General features: G+C 58.5%; 11 protein-coding genes. 2 read left to right on the forward strand and 9 right to left on the reverse strand.

Features of this window, described 5'->3' with window-relative positions:
* The first annotated feature begins 153 nt into the window (after positions 1-153).
* Both ABC336_RS08680 and ABC336_RS08685 read left to right on the forward strand, forming a co-directional pair.
* A complete protein-coding gene (locus ABC336_RS08680) occupies positions 154-1776 on the forward strand; it encodes an ABC-F family ATP-binding cassette domain-containing protein (protein WP_413238279.1) in 1623 nt (540 codons plus the stop codon).
* Between the two features lie 671 nt (positions 1777-2447).
* Positions 2448-2927 carry a double zinc ribbon domain-containing protein gene (locus tag ABC336_RS08685; protein WP_413238280.1) on the forward strand — a complete coding sequence of 160 codons (480 nt, stop codon included), beginning with the start codon at positions 2448-2450 and terminating at the stop codon, positions 2925-2927.
* 306 nt (positions 2928-3233) lie between these two features.
* On the opposite strand, the gene ABC336_RS08690 is transcribed toward ABC336_RS08685, so the two are convergent.
* The 9 genes from ABC336_RS08690 to ABC336_RS08730 form a co-directional block, all read right to left on the reverse strand.
* Positions 3234-4073, reverse strand: a complete 840-nt coding sequence (locus tag ABC336_RS08690; RefSeq protein ID WP_413238281.1) for a nucleotidyltransferase family protein — start codon at positions 4071-4073, stop codon at positions 3234-3236.
* The gene (locus ABC336_RS08695) at positions 4070-5269 is read right to left on the reverse strand and encodes an XdhC family protein (RefSeq protein ID WP_413238282.1); all 1200 of its coding nucleotides are present in this window, start codon (positions 5267-5269) and stop codon (positions 4070-4072) included. Before ABC336_RS08695 ends, ABC336_RS08690 begins: the two co-directional genes overlap by 4 nt.
* A gap of 137 nt (positions 5270-5406) precedes the next feature.
* Positions 5407-6180: a LamB/YcsF family protein gene (locus tag ABC336_RS08700; RefSeq protein WP_413238283.1), complete on the reverse strand. Its 774-nt coding sequence runs from the start codon at positions 6178-6180 to the stop codon at positions 5407-5409.
* Between the two features lie 174 nt (positions 6181-6354).
* A complete protein-coding gene (locus tag ABC336_RS08705) occupies positions 6355-7419 on the reverse strand; it encodes a Gfo/Idh/MocA family protein (RefSeq protein ID WP_413238284.1) in 1065 nt (354 codons plus the stop codon).
* 280 nt (positions 7420-7699) lie between these two features.
* A complete protein-coding gene (lacZ, locus tag ABC336_RS08710; protein WP_413242474.1) occupies positions 7700-10903 on the reverse strand; it encodes a beta-galactosidase, LacZ type in 3204 nt (1067 codons plus the stop codon).
* A gap of 18 nt (positions 10904-10921) precedes the next feature.
* On the reverse strand, positions 10922-11746 hold the full coding sequence (locus tag ABC336_RS08715; RefSeq protein ID WP_413238285.1) for a carbohydrate ABC transporter permease: 825 nt from the start codon (positions 11744-11746) through the stop codon (positions 10922-10924).
* Positions 11746-12618 (reverse strand): carbohydrate ABC transporter permease, encoded by an 873-nt coding sequence (locus ABC336_RS08720; protein ID WP_413238286.1) that lies wholly within the window; start codon positions 12616-12618, stop codon positions 11746-11748. The genes ABC336_RS08715 and ABC336_RS08720 overlap by 1 nt, the downstream gene beginning before the upstream one ends.
* A gap of 118 nt (positions 12619-12736) precedes the next feature.
* Entirely contained in the window at positions 12737-14014 is a 1278-nt protein-coding gene (locus tag ABC336_RS08725) for an ABC transporter substrate-binding protein (RefSeq protein ID WP_413238287.1), read from the reverse strand.
* Positions 14015-14190: 176 nt separating this feature from the next.
* The gene (locus tag ABC336_RS08730; protein WP_413238288.1) at positions 14191-15963 is read right to left on the reverse strand and encodes a sensor histidine kinase; all 1773 of its coding nucleotides are present in this window, start codon (positions 15961-15963) and stop codon (positions 14191-14193) included.
* Between the last annotated feature and the right edge of the window lies 1 nt (position 15964).

Here is a 15964-nt window from a genome sequence, read left to right on the forward strand (position 1 = left end):
TCTGTCTGTTGTCTATATTAAGCAGTTGGTGACAGCTTGGCAATAGCCAGACGCCTTTCGCTTGCGTCACATCCCGCTTCATTCTGGCCGCTCTCCGGCAGAGTGTGTTATAATGAACGGATGAACATTAAATAAGTAAAAGGACGGGATGAGATGATTAGCACTAGCGGCGTGACGCTGCGATACGGCAAGCGTCCGCTATTTGAAGATGTCACGATCAAATTTACCCCCGGCAACTGTTACGGCCTGATCGGGGCCAATGGCGCCGGCAAATCCACGTTTCTGAAGATTCTCTCGGGTGAGATGGAAGCCAACAGCGGCGAAGTCCATATCTCGCCGGGCGAGCGGGTGGCCGTGCTGAAGCAGAACCATTATGAATATGACGAGTACCCGGTGCTCGAAACGGTGATCATGGGCCACGCACGCCTCTACGAGGTGATGAAGGAAAAGGATGCGCTCTATGCCAAGCCCGACTTCACTGATGAAGACGGCATGCGCGCCGGTGAGCTGGAAGCCGAGTTCGCCGAGCTGAACGGCTGGGAAGCGGAAGCAGAGGCCGCCGGCATGCTGAACGGCCTGGGGATCCCTACCGAGATGCACGAGAAGCAGATGAAAGAACTCGAAGGCAATGAGAAGGTCCGGGTGCTGCTGGCGCAAGCCTTGTTCGGCAACCCTCAGATCCTGCTCCTCGATGAGCCTACCAACCACTTGAACCTGGAATCGATCCGCTGGCTGGAGAACTTCCTGCTCGACTATGAAGGCACCGTTATCGTCGTATCCCATGACCGGCATTTCCTGAACAAGGTATGTACGCATATCGCGGATATCGACTTCGGTAAGATCCAGCTGTATATGGGCAACTATGACTTCTGGTACGAGTCCAGTCAGCTCGCGCTGAAGATGGCCCGCGACCAGAATAAGAAGAAGGAAGAGAAGATCAAGGAGCTGCAGGCGTTCATCCAGCGCTTCAGCGCCAACGCTTCGAAGTCCAAGCAAGCAACATCCCGGAAGAAGACGCTCGATAAGATTACGCTTGAGGATATCCGTCCTTCCAACCGCAAATACCCGTTCCTTCACTTCAAGCCGGAGCGCGAGGCGGGCAAGCAGCTGCTGACCGTAGATCAGCTGAGCAAGACCGTCGATGGCGAGAAGGTGCTGAATAACCTCAGTTTTGTCGTGAACAAGGGCGACAAAATCGCTTTCGTCGGACCGAACGGTGTGGCCAAGTCAACCCTGTTCCAGGTCATCATGGGCGAGCTGGAAGCCGATCAGGGCGAGTACACCTGGGGCGTCACGACGACGCAAGCCTATTTCCCCAAGGACAACTCCGCCTACTTCGACGGCGTGGAGATCAACCTGGTCGACTGGCTGCGCCAATACTCCAAAGACCAGGATGAGACCTTCCTGCGCGGCTTCCTTGGACGGATGCTGTTCGCAGGCGAAGAAGCGCTGAAGAAGGCAAGCGTGCTCTCCGGGGGCGAGAAGGTCCGCTGCATGCTGGCCAAGATGATGCTCAACGGCGCCAATGTGCTGCTGTTCGACGAACCGACCAACCACTTGGATCTCGAATCGATTACTGCGCTCAATAACGGGCTGATCGACTTTGACGGCACGATTCTCTTCACCTCGCATGACCATCAGTTCATCCAGACGATCGCCAACCGGATCATTGAGATTACACCGGCAGGCCTGATCGACCGGACGATGAGCTATGACGAATATCTCGATAGCGACGAGGTCAAAGCACTGCGGGAGAGCATGTACGCTCCTGTGTAAGCCTGACCCGACTTGCCCATAAACCCGCAATCAGCCGAACCCGGCTGGCTGCGGGTTTGTTGCATGTTGGCTTTTTTGGTCGAGACAAGGTGAAATGGCTAGCGGCGTCCTTAAATGACTGGGAACAGCTTGCTCTCCGGACTGAAAGCTGAGGAGAAGAAAAGTACGTTGCAGCTCAGCGGACGGTCGTTTCCGGCGCTCTAAGGGAAAAAAGGTGCGTTACAGCTCAGCGGACGGTCGTTTCCGACGCTCTAAGGGAAAAAAGGTGCGTTGCAGCTCAATGAACGGCCGACTCCGGCGCTCTAAGGGAAAAAAGGTGCGTTGCAGCTCAATGAACGTCTGGCTCCGGCGCTCTAAGGGAAAAAAGGTGCGTTGCAGCTCAGCGACCGATTCCTGGTTATGCTCATCAGTTATAGCCTGACTCCCAGGAATCATATACGCTACTATCAAGGTGAAATGGCTTCGCCTAAAAGTTTTGCAAAGCAAAACTAGCTTCGTAAGCACACGGCGCAGTTAGTTTCATTCCGGAGAAGTACAAGCCAAGTAGATAGGAGAATCGAATATACTTGTAATTCAAACCGTAAATTGTTTGAATGTTCCAGCCAAGGTTTAATATAATGGTATTGGTTAAGTTCTGTTTCGTTCATGGCGAATCAAAGGAGAGAGTACAGATGTCGTTTTTTAACAAGGTGAAGCAAGGGGCTTCGGAAGCGGCCAAGAAAGCCCAACAGACCATGGAGATTACCAAGCTGAAGAGTCAGATCTCCTCGAAAGAAAAAGAGATGGACAAAATCCAGCTCAAGATCGGCAAATCCGTCTATCGGGCGTTCACGGCCGGGGATCTGGCCCAGTCCGAAACTGAGGTATTGGACTACTGCGAGGAGCTCGTCCTGCTCCAGCAAGATATCGAGGTCATCGAGGACAAGATCAAAAATATGAAATCCGAGAAATCCTGCAGCTGCGGCAAAGTTGTGCCGATCGACCTCAAATTCTGTCCCGAGTGCGGCAAGCGGTTCCCCGAGGAGCCGCAAGTGGAGGATACGACGGGCGATATCCGCGTCATCTGCCGCAACTGCAACACGGAGAACGACATCAGCTCCAAGTATTGCATCCAGTGCGGCGACGAGATGGCGGGTACCGCAGCTACCTAGACGCGGCTCGTAGCGCATTTTGGCGCTTGGAGCGGGCTAATGGCGCCCGCCACGGGGCTCGTAGCATCATTTTGGTGCTTGCAGTGATTGAGACGAAGCTGTAAGCACCATTTTGGTGCTTGGAGCGGTCAAGCGGCACTTGGAGCAGAGCTCTAAGTACCGTTTTGGTGCTTGCAGTGATCGAGACCAAGCTGTAAGCACCATTTTGGCGCTTGGATCGGTCAAGTGGCACTTGGAGCGGAGATCTAAGCACCATTTTTTGGTGCATAGATCTCCGCTCCTTTTTCATGGCTAGACTTGTCTGGCTCAGATTCCCCCACGCCTGCGCATATAGGCTGCATATTCCTCCGGCGTGTCCAGATCGACGGGAGCGCGCGCAGGCGATTCGACATAACGGACGAATTCCCTGTAGCTGCGGATCAGCGCGCGGGCGCCGCAATCACCCTGCAGCTGCAGCAGTTCGGGCCACAGGCGTCTGTCGAAGAGTACCGGATGACCCGGCCCGTCTGCATATTTAGCCTGGATGATGACCGGCTGCTCCGCCAAATAAAGCTTGACCGCCATCATCACCACCGATGGATCGATGTCCGGTTGATCGCCAAGGAGGATCAGGAGCGCCTCCGCATCCTCCCGCTCGGCATGCAAGACCGCCGTGCGGATCGTACTGCTCAGCCCCTGCCTCGTCTCGGGATTGACAATCCACCGCACCCCCGCCTCCTCGCAGCGCTCCCGCAGCTCCGGATCGTCGGCGGCGATGACCGCCACCTGCAGCTGCGCCTGCTGCAGTCCGCCGGCGCACTCGGAGCCCGACCCGGCTGCCCCGTTTGTCGCGCCGCCAGACGGACGCTCCGGACAGCCACGCGTCTGCGCCGGCGCCGGCAGGTCAGGCGCTGCTGCACCCGGAGCCGCATGGGGACAGCCAGGCGGACGCTCCGGCTCTGAGCGGTCAGCCGCCTCTAGGTCCGCTGCCGCACACGGACAGCCTCGCAGCGCCGCCAGATCCAGCTCTCCCCGAGCAGCTATAACCCGGCGTATCACATGCCGGAGCATCGGCACGCCGTCAATCGGCAGCAGCTGCTTGGGCATGCCCATCCGGCGCGACTGTCCGGCGGCAGCGATAGCGATCCATACGGACAGTCGTTTCATAACGGGGCCGCTCCATCATCGGCCTCGCGGCTCACCTGTCGCTGTCCCTCCCGCACACCTTCCCTCCTTGCGGACCCGGCTCTTCCCGCAGCCTCCTCGAGCATGCCAAGATCGCGCAGCCGGCCGCCGGAGCGACCATTGCGGTGCGCCACCAGTTCGGCCAAGATGCTCAGACTGATCGCCTCCGGCGTCCCGCCGCCGATGTCCAGGCCGATCGGCGCGTGCAGCTTGTGCAGCCATTCGGCACGGAAGCCCTCGGCAGCCACGGCAGGCGTGACGATACGCCTGATGCGGCTGCGGGAGCCGAGGACGCCGACATAGACGATCCCCTCCATAGGCAGCAGCTGCCGGACGGCCTCCTGATCGAGCTCGAGCTGATGGGTCATGACGACCGCATATCCGCCCGGGAGGGCAGCCAGGCTGGAGAAGTCCGCTCGCGGCACGTGATGGACCCGGTCGGCAGCGGGAAACCGCGAAGGCTCCGCTTGTGTGGTCCGGTGATACACGATCGTCGCGGGCCAGTCAAGAATGGCGGCCACACGCGAGAGCAGTTCGGCGTCGGCGCCAGCACCGATGATGTACAGCCTGGGCTGGGGACGGATATATTCCGCAAACACCTCTACAGGCTGACCATCTATGATCACGGCGCATATCCCATCGCCGCTCTCAGGCAGCCCAAGCTCTGCCGTTACAGATCCTGACGCTTTACATCCCCCATGCTCACCTCTCAAAGCATCGCACGACTGCCGCCAGCGGGTCCCCGGCGCATAACGTCCGCTCCTGTCGGCCAGCACCATCAACGCCCAGTATTCCGCCTTGGCTGTCAGCCTCTCCTCGCCATCAGCAAGCATCGCAGATGCCGTATCCGGGAGGCTGACGGGATCGAACAGCTCAAGCCAGACCGTGACCGAACCGTTGCACCCCGCCCCGAGCCCCCACGGCTCGTCCTCCACGTCATGGAGGTCGTAGGCGAGCCTCTTCGGCACGCCGCTGGCGAAGACGGTATGGGCCTGCTCCCGGATATCGGCCTCCAGGCACCCGCCGCTCAGGATACCGGTGATCCTGCCGTCGGCATGGATCAAACAGCGTGCCCCCTCCCGGCGGTAAGCCGAGCCCTCCACCCGGATGATCGTGGCGCACACGCAAGATCGACGTTCTTCTTGACACCGCCGTAAGGCGGCTGCGATAGCACGCATGAGCGTCCCTCCCTCTCGGCTAGTCAAATAAACCGGCGCTGCGGTTCTTGGCACCAGTCTATGCTCGACAGGGAGGCGGATATGACTTCGTCGGAGAGCGACTGGCTCCCCATAAACGATCTGCGGTTCTCCCGCGCTTACACGTCCGCTGTCCTGCCGACGGCCCGGACCGTTATGCCAGCCTGCGCCAGCGCCTTGCGGATGGTGCGGGCAAAAGTGAGCGCATGATCGCCGTCCCCATGGATGCAGATAGTATCCGCTTGAATGTCCACATCGACCAGTTGCCGGGACATCACCTTGCCTTCCTCAATCATCCGGATGACCTGTGCTGTCGCGGCTTCATCATTAGCGATCAGCGCCCCCTCCTGCTTCCTGGGAGTCAAGGAGCCGTCAGCCTGATACGTGCGATCGGAGAATACCTCGCAAGCGGTCCGCAAACCGATCTTCTTGCCTGCAGCCACCAGCTTGCTCCCTGCCAGTCCGAACAAGACGAGCGCCGGATCGATCCTGTAGACCGCCTCGGCTACCGCTTCCGCCAGCGCGGCATCCTGCGCCGCCATATTGTACAGCTCGCCATGAGGCTTCACGTGCTGCAGCTGTGCGCCTTCCGAGCGGACGAACCCCCACAGCGCGCCGATCTGGTAGACGACGATCTCATACGCCTCTTGTGGAGAGATATCCATCCGGCGGCGGCCGAAGCCGACCAGGTCCTGCAGGCCCGGGTGAGCGCCGATGCCAACGCCGTGCTCGAGTGCCAGCTTCACTGTCCGCCGCATCGTCCCCGCATCCCCCGCATGGAAGCCGCAAGCGATATTGGCCGAGGTGACGAACTTCAGAATCTCGGCATCGGAGCCCAATCTATATGTGCCGAAGCTTTCCCCCATATCGCAATTCAAATCTACTGTCTTCAAGTGAATGTCCCTCCTACTCATCCACGCTCAGGAGCAGGCTCCATGGCAGCAAGTCCAAAAAACCGAGCTGCACCTCGATGCAGACTCGGTTATGGGCTTAAGTGATGCCTGCTATCTCTTCCTGAGGCGACATATTGATCCTCTCCGTCTCCAGTGCTGCTGCCCCGCGTTACGCTACCATGTCAGCTTAATCTCGTTGCCCGTCTTGCAGGATTCGTAGATGGCCCCGAGAATACGGTTATTGGTGTAGCCGGAGAGCGCGGAGGAGATCGGCTCTTGGTTCTCGAGGATACAGGAGACGAAATGCTTGCTCATCATCGTCCGGTCGTCTTCGCCGCCCAGATGCTTGATCTCGGCCTCGACGACCTGATCGAAGGCATGCGTAACCAGGGTGCCTTTGTCGCCGACGATCGAGCCGCCCGCTTCGGTACCCATCAGATGGATAAACGGTTCCTGGCCGAGACCTGCGGCATGAGCAGCCCAGCTGACCTCCAGCGAGAGGGTGGAGCCGTTGTCCATCTTGATCAGCGCCGTCGCCAGATCCTCTACATCATAATAACCGTCCCAGTTGGGCGTACCCCATGTGCCCATGCCGCGCTTGCGCGGCCCGAATTCGGCATATGTCGCACCGTACACCGATACCGGCCGCGGGTTGCCCATCAGGTAGAGCGACAGATCCAGCATATGTACGCCGATGTCGATGAGCGGGCCGCCGCCGGATTGATCCTTGCGCGTGAACCACGAGCCCCAGCCCGGGATGCCCTTCTTGCGGAACCAGCCGGTCTTGCCGTGGTAGATGCGGCCCAGATCTCCCTTCTCGATATGCTGCTTGAAGGCACGGGCCAGTCCCGTCCAGCGCATCTGGTGGGCCATCATCAGGATTTTGCCGGATGCCTCCATCGCCTCTACGATCTCCCGAGCGGATTCGGCGTCGATCGCCATCGGCTTCTCCAGGAGCACATGCTTGCCGTTTTTGAGCGCCTCTACCGCCAGCGGCGCATGATACTGGTTCGGGACGCCGATGATGACCGCATCGATCTCGCTGTCCTCCAGCATCGCCTGCGGGTTATCGTGGACCCTCTCGATGCCATGGATCTTCGCCTTATCCTGCGCCAGCGGAAGATAAGCGTCTGTAACCGATGCCATCTGAGCTTCCGGTACCCGCTTGAATACGTTCATGTGCACATCGCCGATCGCCCCGGCGCCGATCATCCCGATGCGGACTTGCTGTGTAGACATGTAGTCGTTCCCCCTTGGTAAGATTACTGCCTACAAGTATACGCTTGTCCCCGCGATTATACCAGTCTTGACGGGCATTTTCTGACGCGAGGCGGCACAATGCGGTTAAGGCCGGCTTACGGAAGCGAGACTGCCCTGCCTGATGCTGGACAGCCTCGCCTGCGGGGAAGCCGCACGTCTGGAAATGAATAGGTCTGGTTGTAAAAAAAACGAAAAAACGATCTCCGCCCGGGCCTTCCAAGGCCAAAGCGGAGATCGGGAAATACCGCAGGACCAGGGACTACAGCCCCTCCCGGCTAAGAACAAAGCGGAAAGCCAGCTCGCCGTCGCTCGGGATCTGGTACGGCTCATGCACCGGCGCCCCCCAGCTGTCATCGCCGCCGACGCCCATCTGACGCCCCGCTACGGTGATGACGGAGTAATGGATCTCCGGCAGCTCATAGTGGTGCTGGGCGTTCTCCAGCTCAAAGGCGGTGTAGGGCGAGACATTGCACTCCAGCGGCTCGCCATCCGCCGCCGCACTGACGCGCAAGCCGCGTCCCGCTTCGTCCAGCACGCTGACGCGGCGGACGCCGGTACGGTTGCCCGACTCCTGAGGATTCAGGTAGCCTGCGACATTGCCGGCTGCCGTGCCCTCGAACAGACCCAGGCGGGCACCCTCGGCGCGATCGGCATAATTCTCTGCCGGTCCGAGCGCATACCAGGCGAGACGGCTGTAATCCGCCGGCACCTTCCACGAGAGCGCGAAGATCGGCAGCCGCGGCAGTCCGGCCGCCCCTTTGTACCTGCTGTCGACACGGACGCGCCCGTCAGGTGTCACCGTATACTCCACGGACACCTCCACCTCCGCATGGATCGCCAGCGCATAGCGGTACGTGAAGCGCGCTTCGCCGCCGTCCGTTGCCGCCTGCCAGTCGAAGCTGACCAGCTTGCGGGAGAGACTCGCCGCATACCACAGCGCGGCGTCGTAGCCTTGGGCATAGCCGCGGTCATTGTCCGTCGTCGCCCGCCAGAACAGCGGCGCCGGCGGCGCGGCGATCAGCTCGCGGTCGCCATACCGGAGCGAGGTAAGCCCAAGCCCCTGACGGGAGAACATCGCGCTGAAGCCCTCGCCGCGCACACCGACGTAGACATCGCCCTCGGCGACCTGGAGCGGCGTGAAGCCCGTCGGCCACGCAGTCAGTGGAGCGCTGCCCCTTTGTGGCTGCGTTACTGCTGTCGACCCCGCGTCCGGCCCGCCTCCAGCCGCAGACGCGCCTGTCACCTTACCGTCAGACAGCCCCGTTTGACCGTTGTCCCTGCCAGTCCGTCCCTCCGCCCCCGCTTCACCCTCCACCCGGAACACATGCTGGCCGAAGGCCACCTCATGCCCGGCTGCCGCCCACAGCGTCGACTCGCGCAGCACGAATGCCGCATCGATCGTGTACTCGCCAGGCAGAGACAGCCCATCAGTCAGCGTCAGCGGTACGACCTGCTCTGTCAACGGCGCGACATCCGTACGCAGTGTCAGACGCCCCGCTTCCACGCCTTCGCGGCGCAGCACGACCACCAGCTCGAAGTCCGACGACGACGTGAACAGATTGTCGTTGCGCACCCGTACACCCTCACGGGTAGGCGACACCTTCAGGTTCTGGTAGAGGAACTTCACATCCTGCATCTTCGGCGATAAGGTGCGATCGGCATAGACGATACCGTTGGTGCAGAAGCCGTAATCGGTCGGCCGGTCGCCGAAGTCGCCGCCATAGGCGAGGAACTCCTTGCCGTACCGGTCTTTCTTGTAGAGAGCCTGGTCGATATAATCCCAGATGAAGCCGCCCTGGTACAGCGGGTACTGCGCCTCCAGATCGGTATAATGGCGCATGCCGCCCAGCGAATTGCCCATCGCATGCATGTATTCGCAGCTGATATACGGCTTGTCCGGGTCATTCTCCAGGTAGTCGATAATATCTGCCGGCTTGGCGTACATCCGGCTCTCCATATCGCTGCACTCGGTATAGGCGCGGTCGTAGAACACGCCTTCGTAATGGACGAGCCTGCCGCTGTCTTTGCTGCGGAAATAACGCGCCGTCTCCAGCAGCACATCGCCGACATACGACTCGTTGCCGAGCGACCAGATGAGGATGGACGGATGATTCTTGTCGCGCTCATACATGGAGATCGCACGGTCCAGCACAATATCCTGCCACTGCGGATCGCTGCGCGGGATATTCCACGACGGCTCGACGGCCCCCATCTTCTGCCACGAACCGTGTGTTTCCAGATTCATCTCATCGATCACGTAGATGCCGTACTCATCGCACAACTCGTACCAGAGCGTCTGGTTCGGATAATGCGAGGTGCGGACAGCGTTGATATTGTTCTGCTTCAACGTCCGGATATCCCACAGCATATCCTCGCGCGAGATCGCGCGGCCGCGGCGTGGATGGAACTCATGGCGGTTGACGCCCTTGAAGACGATACGCTCGCCATTGATCTGCATCACTTTCTCCACCATCTCGAAGCGGCGGAAGCCGACGCGCTGCGGGATGACCTCGACGACCGCACCGTCGGCAGCCCGCAGCTCGATATACAGCTCGTACAGATAAGGACGTTCGGCACTCCACAGACAGGGATCGGATACACTCAGGATCGCATGGACCTGTTCCTCCCCGGCTATCAGAGGCACGGCAGCGGAGGCTGCCTCTCGGCCTGCTGAATCCAGCAGCGAGAGAACCGCCCGGGCACCCGCAGGGGCGGCAGGGAGCAGCTTCATCGCAACCTTCACCTCGCCCTGCTGAAGCGATGCATCCAGCTCCGGTCTCACATCCAGATCGAAGACATGAAGCTGCGGTACGGTATACAAGTACACCTCGCGGAAGATCACGGAGAAGCGCCAGAAGTCCTGGTCCTCCAGCCAGCTGCCCGTACTCCGCTGATAGACCTCGACGGCAAGCTTGTTGTCCCCTTCGCGCAGGTAGGGGGTCAGCTCGAAGTCCGACGGCGTGAAGCTGTCTTCGGCGTATCCGACGAACTCGCCGTTCAGCCAGACATACAAGGCCGTCTCCACCCCCTGGAACGAGATGTAGACGGGTCCTTGCGCGAGCTCTGCGGGCAGGGAGAAATGACGCACATAGCTCCCCACCGGGTTATGCTCCTCGGAGATCTGCGGCGGACGCAGCTCCTCCCTGCCGTCCCACGGGTACATCGTGTTCACATACTGCGGCTGTCCGTGGCCCTGGAGCTGGATATGTCCCGGTACCTGGATGGAGCCCCATCCAGCTGTACTGAAGTCATCACGGTAGAACTCCGCCGGCCGCGCTGCAGGGTTCACTGCATAGTTGAACGACCAAACGCCGTTCAGCGAATGGCGCATCGTCATCGCGCCCCGCCGCGCCGCCTCTTCCCGGGTCCGATAGTAGGTATGATCGGAGTGGGCCGGCAGACGATTGACGGCAAATACCGCCGGGTCGCTCAGCCACGCCAGAGCAGGTTCTGTAGTTGTCATCATTTCTCCTCCAGGTCCTTATTTGACCGAGCCGGTCATCCCCGCTACGAAATGCTTCTGCATCAGGAAGAAGACGATCGCCGTCGGGAGCGTCGCGATCAGAATCACAGTCATGATGACCCCATAGTCCGGCGAATAGCTGGACCCGAGGTTGGAGATCAGCAGCGGGATCGTCCGTTTCTCCGGCGACTGCAGCACGACGAGCGGCCACAGGTAGTTGTTCCAGCTGGCCATGAATGTGATGATCGCCGCAGCCGCATAGGTGGTGCGCATCGTCGGCACATAGATGCGGAAGAAAACGCCGAGCTCGCTGAGGCCATCGATCCGGCCCGCCTCCAGCATGTCCTTGGGGAACATCTTGGTGCTCTGGCGGAAGAAGAAGATCAGGAAGGCCGTCACCATCGTCGGGAGGATGACGGAGCCGATCGTATCGATGCCGATGAACGGCATCGTCTGCGAGATGCTGCCGAACATCCGGTACAGCGGCACCATCAATGCGGCGAACGGGATCATCATCGAGAGCAGCAGGATGCTGAAGACGATGTCCTTGGCCCGGCTGCGGAAGATCTCGAAGCCATAGCCGGCCAATGAAGAGATGAGCATCGCCAGCAATGTCGTAATGATGGAGATCTGCGCCGAGTTCATCAGGGCCGGCACGATGTCGATCGTCCCGAAGGCCTTGCTCAGGTTATCGCCCAGGGCATTGCCCGGCAGCAGCTTACCCTGGGTGACATCGACGGAGCGGTTGGTGGAGCTGATGATCATCCATAGGAACGGGAAGATCGAGATCGCCGCCGCCCCGCTCAGGAACACATACATCAAAATACGTTTGAGGGTTGCCATTATTTACGGTCACCTGCCAATCTGAACTGAAGAATCGAGAAGATCACGATCAGGATCACGATCGCATACGAAACGGTAGCCGCATAACCAAAGTCAGGCGTGTAGCGGAACGAGAGGTAATAGATATACTGGGACAGCGTCATCGTCGCATTGCCCGGACCGCCCTGGGTAATATTCATGACCTCGTCGAACAGCTGCAGTGTTCCGATGGTCGACGTGATCGAGGTGAACAATATAATCGGCTTCAACAGCGGAACCGTTATTTTCGTAAATTGGGTGAAGGCATTTGCGCCATCGATGCGCGCCGCTTCGTAGATCGAGTTGTCGATATTCTGCAATGCCGACAGATAGAAGATCATGTTGTAGCCTGTCCAGCGCCACGTGATGGCGATAATGATCGTCACCTTGGCCCAGAACGGGTCGGTAATCCACTGAATCGGCGTCTGGATAATATGCAGATTCATCAGCAACATATTGACGAGACCGTCGCCGGCAAACAGATACTTGAAAATTATCGAATACGCAACGAGTGAAGTGACCGCCGGCAGGAAGATCGCCGTCCGGAAAAAACCTTTGAACTTCAGCTTCGGATCATTAAGCAGCACGGAAATAAAAATAGCCAGTATAATCATGACCGGCACTTGAATGATCAGATAGATGAAGGTGTTGAACAGCGCTGTTTTAAACGTATTGTCGGTCAGCAAACGAGCGTAATTGTCTATTCCGACATATGACAGATTGGTGCCGGTACCCGATTGAAACGAGAGCATCAAGGCCCGAACCATCGGATAAAAATAGAAAATGCAGATCATGATGACCGCCAATGCGATGAACGACCAACCGACAGCATTCGTTCTTGCTCTTATATTCATGATATTCGCCTCTCTCACACCGTTGTCGAAACCGCAGGCTTGCGGCATGCCGCATGTCCCGGCCGGCAAGTCCGGCCGGGACATACGCAGCTTTTATCTGTAGGGCGCAACCACGTGGTTATCGGATCTGCGTCTCGGCTTGCGTCTGTGCGTCAGCCAGCGCTTGATCGACGGATTTGCCGTTGAGGTAAGCCTGCATCTCAACAACGAGGATATCCTCGATGGCGTACGTGTTCATGCCGTAGTTGACGTTCGGGATCTCGCCCGTCCAGGCAGCGAAGTCGGAGATGACGTGCTGGCCGCCGAAGAACTCGTTGGGCGCCTTGTAAGCTTCACCTTCCGCTGCCGGCAGGTACGTGCCGATGGCGGAGATCTCCTGTACCAGCGTCTGGTACAAATCAACGTCCGAACCAAAGGTTTGGCCCAGGAACTCGGCCGCCTGCTCTTTGCCAGGAACGTTTAACACATACCAGGAGCTGCCGCCCAGATTCGTTGCGTTGACGGAATCGTTGTTCGACAGTCGCGGCATCGGGACGATCGCCCAGTTGCCGGCTTGATCCTCGGCAGCGGTGATCGATGCGGTGAACCAGTTGCCTGTCGGTACGGAAGCGACATTGCCGCTGTTATAGTTCGCTACGTATTGGCTCCAGTCGGAGTGGATGCGCACGATGTTGGCGTCCATCATTTTTTTATACACCTCAAAAGCTTCTTTCAAAGGCGCGTTGTCCTTCAGATCGGCAGTCTCGCCGTCTTCCTGCACATACCAGGAACCGGCCGCCTGAATCATCATGCGAAGGATGCCCAGATCGTTGGGGTCAAGGGAGATCCAGTCCTTGCCTGTTGCTTCTTTGACCTTGGTCCCGATCTCGATGTACTCGTCCCAAGTGATGTTCTGCAGATCATCTGCGCTGTAGCCCGCTTCCTGCAGGTAGTCGGTGCGGACGAACAGCCCTGCTACACCGGAGTCGAACGGCAGGCCGTACTGCTCGCCGTCAGCGCTGGTCGGGCCGATCTTGTAATCTGCGAAGTCCGAAACCTGGAAGCTGTCGCCGATCGGATAGAACATGTCCGGGTACGCCTGCAGGAAGCTTTGGGCCCGATAGTCCTCGATCAGGACGATATTGGGCAGACCGCGGGTCGTGCCGGAGCTCATACCGGTATTCAGACGCTGGACGATATCGTCCTGGGCATTTTCGATAACCTGTATTTCAATGTCCCCGCCGAAGGCTTCTTTGGCCAGATTCATCGCTTTCACATTGAAATTGGCATCCCAGGCCCAGACGACCAGCTTGTCTGCGCTGCCGCCTTCCGCCGCCCCTTCATTGTTGTTGCCGCCAGTCGTGCACGCCGTCAGGACCATCACCGTGACCAACAGCAAGGCAAAGAGTTTTTTCATGTCAAGACCTCCATTTGTCTATCATCCTGTAAGCGTTTCCCCGCTCACTGCATTCATTTTAGCATTGGCAGGTTTGCGCTGGTTAGGATTATCTTTGCCAGCTTTGGTCAGATTATTATAGGTTTTTGGATTGTTAATTTTCCTATTGGTACGATTTTTGGATAGTGGTAATATCTTTACCCTTCGATCAGCGGGATCCGGATGCGGACCTTGGTCCCTTCTCCCAGCTCACTGGTAATGGTCACTCCATAGCCGTCGCCATACAACAGCCGGATGCGTTCATGGACATTCCTTACGCCGATGCCGGTGAACTGCTGCCGCTTGCCGCTGGGAGCCGGGAGTCCGCTCCCCGCGTCCAGCACCATGCCGTCGCCGTTGTCGACGACCTCGCAGAGCAGCGTATCTCCATCCTGGGAGACCATGATGTAGATATGCCCCTCCGACTTGCGGCCAAACCCGTGGAAGAACGCATTTTCGATGAATGGCTGGATCATCAGCTTCGGCACGCAGTAGCCCATACAATCCGGGGAGACAAAATAGTTGACCTTGATTCGTTCGCCGTAGCGGATATGATTGATAAATACATAATTGCGCAGATTGGCCAGCTCCTGGCCGATCGTGATCGTTTCACTGGCGTTGCCAATCGCGTTTTGCAGCAGTGAGATCAGCGCGTTGATAATCTCCGCCGCCTTTTCTTTGCTGCCCTGCTGCACCATGAATTTGACCGAGGCCAGCGTATTGTACAGGAAATGCGGATTGATCTGCTGCTGCAGCGCCGACAGCTCGGCGTTCCGCTGCTGCTTCTGGGTATGGACCAACTGACGCACGTACGCTTGCAGCTCGTCCATCATCGCATTGAAGGCACTGGCCAGCTGGCGAGTCTCATAGCTGCCGGTTGCGCTCACATGATGGTCGAATTCGTATTTGGAAATGGTCGAAATCTGCTTCACCAGCAGCGACAGCGATCGGGTCAGCCGGCGTGAGATGAGGAAGACGATGATCAGGGCAATCGCAACAATGGCGGTAACTCCCAGGATAATCGTATCGGTATCGATAAACTGGCCGATAGCGATTTTTTTGTCGATGATGTTGAGGATATACAGATCCAGAGACGGATTGTAATTGGCGACCAGGATGCTGTCGGTACCGGCGATGTCCGCCTCCAGATAGGGCAGTCCGTCATCCTGCATCTGGCGGGCGTACGACAGCCATTCATGGTCCTGCATCCCCAGCCAGTCCTCGCGATTGGAGGAGATGACGGCTCCATCCGATCCCATGATGACGACATCGTTGCCCGGGGTGGTGAAGCTGGAGTAGAAACGGCGGAATTCCGTCTCGAGCATGGAGAAGTAGATCACGCCATAGACCGATGCCGACGAGCGGTCGATCATCGCCTTGGTGACGATCACCGCCGGCTGACTCCCCGGGATCCCTGCCTCGCGGGGATCGTCATACTGATAGATAAGCCGGCGCGGCTCCGCCATGGCCCGTTCGGTAGCCCGGTGCTCGCGGAGCTCTGTATCCGTAACCGGCCAGAAGGTGCGTTCCGTCGCATAGCTTCTGCCGTTGCTGCCGGTGATGTAGATGCCAACCTCATACGCCTCCAAGCCGGTGCTGATCTGACTGAACAGGCGGCCCATGCTGTAGTAGCTGTTATTCTGGTCAAGCGAATTGCCGTTCTCCTGAGTGAGGAAGCTGCGGGCCGTGCCGCTTTGCGAGATCCCGTTGGCAGTCAGCACGATGGAATAGTTGTAGGTGTCCATCGCTGATTCGATCTGGCCGATGATTTTGGAGTTGGTCAGGCTGAAGGTGTTCATGAATACCCGCTCGGACATGCTGATCGTTGTCCATGTCACGGTAACCGCAACGGCGACGATGCTGATGAGCATGATCAGGAACATTTTGACGAAGAGGCCGTTATATTTGAATCGATCGAATATCCGCTGCATC

It is taken from the genome of Paenibacillus jepli (genome assembly GCF_047238105.1).
Lineage (GTDB): Bacteria > Bacillota > Bacilli > Paenibacillales > Paenibacillaceae > Paenibacillus_D.

Coding starts and splice junctions, on each gene's coding strand:
- ABC336_RS08725 (WP_413238287.1), bottom strand. CDS start 14,014: ATGAAAAAACTCTTTGCCTTGCTGTTGGTCACGGTGATGGTCCTGACG.
- ABC336_RS08715 (WP_413238285.1), bottom strand. CDS start 11,746: ATGGCAACCCTCAAACGTATTTTGATGTATGTGTTCCTGAGCGGGGCG.
- ABC336_RS08730 (WP_413238288.1), bottom strand. CDS start 15,963: ATGCAGCGGATATTCGATCGATTCAAATATAACGGCCTCTTCGTCAAA.
- ABC336_RS08720 (WP_413238286.1), bottom strand. CDS start 12,618: ATGAATATAAGAGCAAGAACGAATGCTGTCGGTTGGTCGTTCATCGCA.
- lacZ (WP_413242474.1), bottom strand. CDS start 10,903: ATGACAACTACAGAACCTGCTCTGGCGTGGCTGAGCGACCCGGCGGTA.
- ABC336_RS08705 (WP_413238284.1), bottom strand. CDS start 7,419: ATGTCTACACAGCAAGTCCGCATCGGGATGATCGGCGCCGGGGCGATC.
- ABC336_RS08685 (WP_413238280.1), top strand. CDS start 2,448: ATGTCGTTTTTTAACAAGGTGAAGCAAGGGGCTTCGGAAGCGGCCAAG.
- ABC336_RS08680 (WP_413238279.1), top strand. CDS start 154: ATGATTAGCACTAGCGGCGTGACGCTGCGATACGGCAAGCGTCCGCTA.
- ABC336_RS08690 (WP_413238281.1), bottom strand. CDS start 4,073: ATGAAACGACTGTCCGTATGGATCGCTATCGCTGCCGCCGGACAGTCG.
- ABC336_RS08695 (WP_413238282.1), bottom strand. CDS start 5,269: ATGCGTGCTATCGCAGCCGCCTTACGGCGGTGTCAAGAAGAACGTCGA.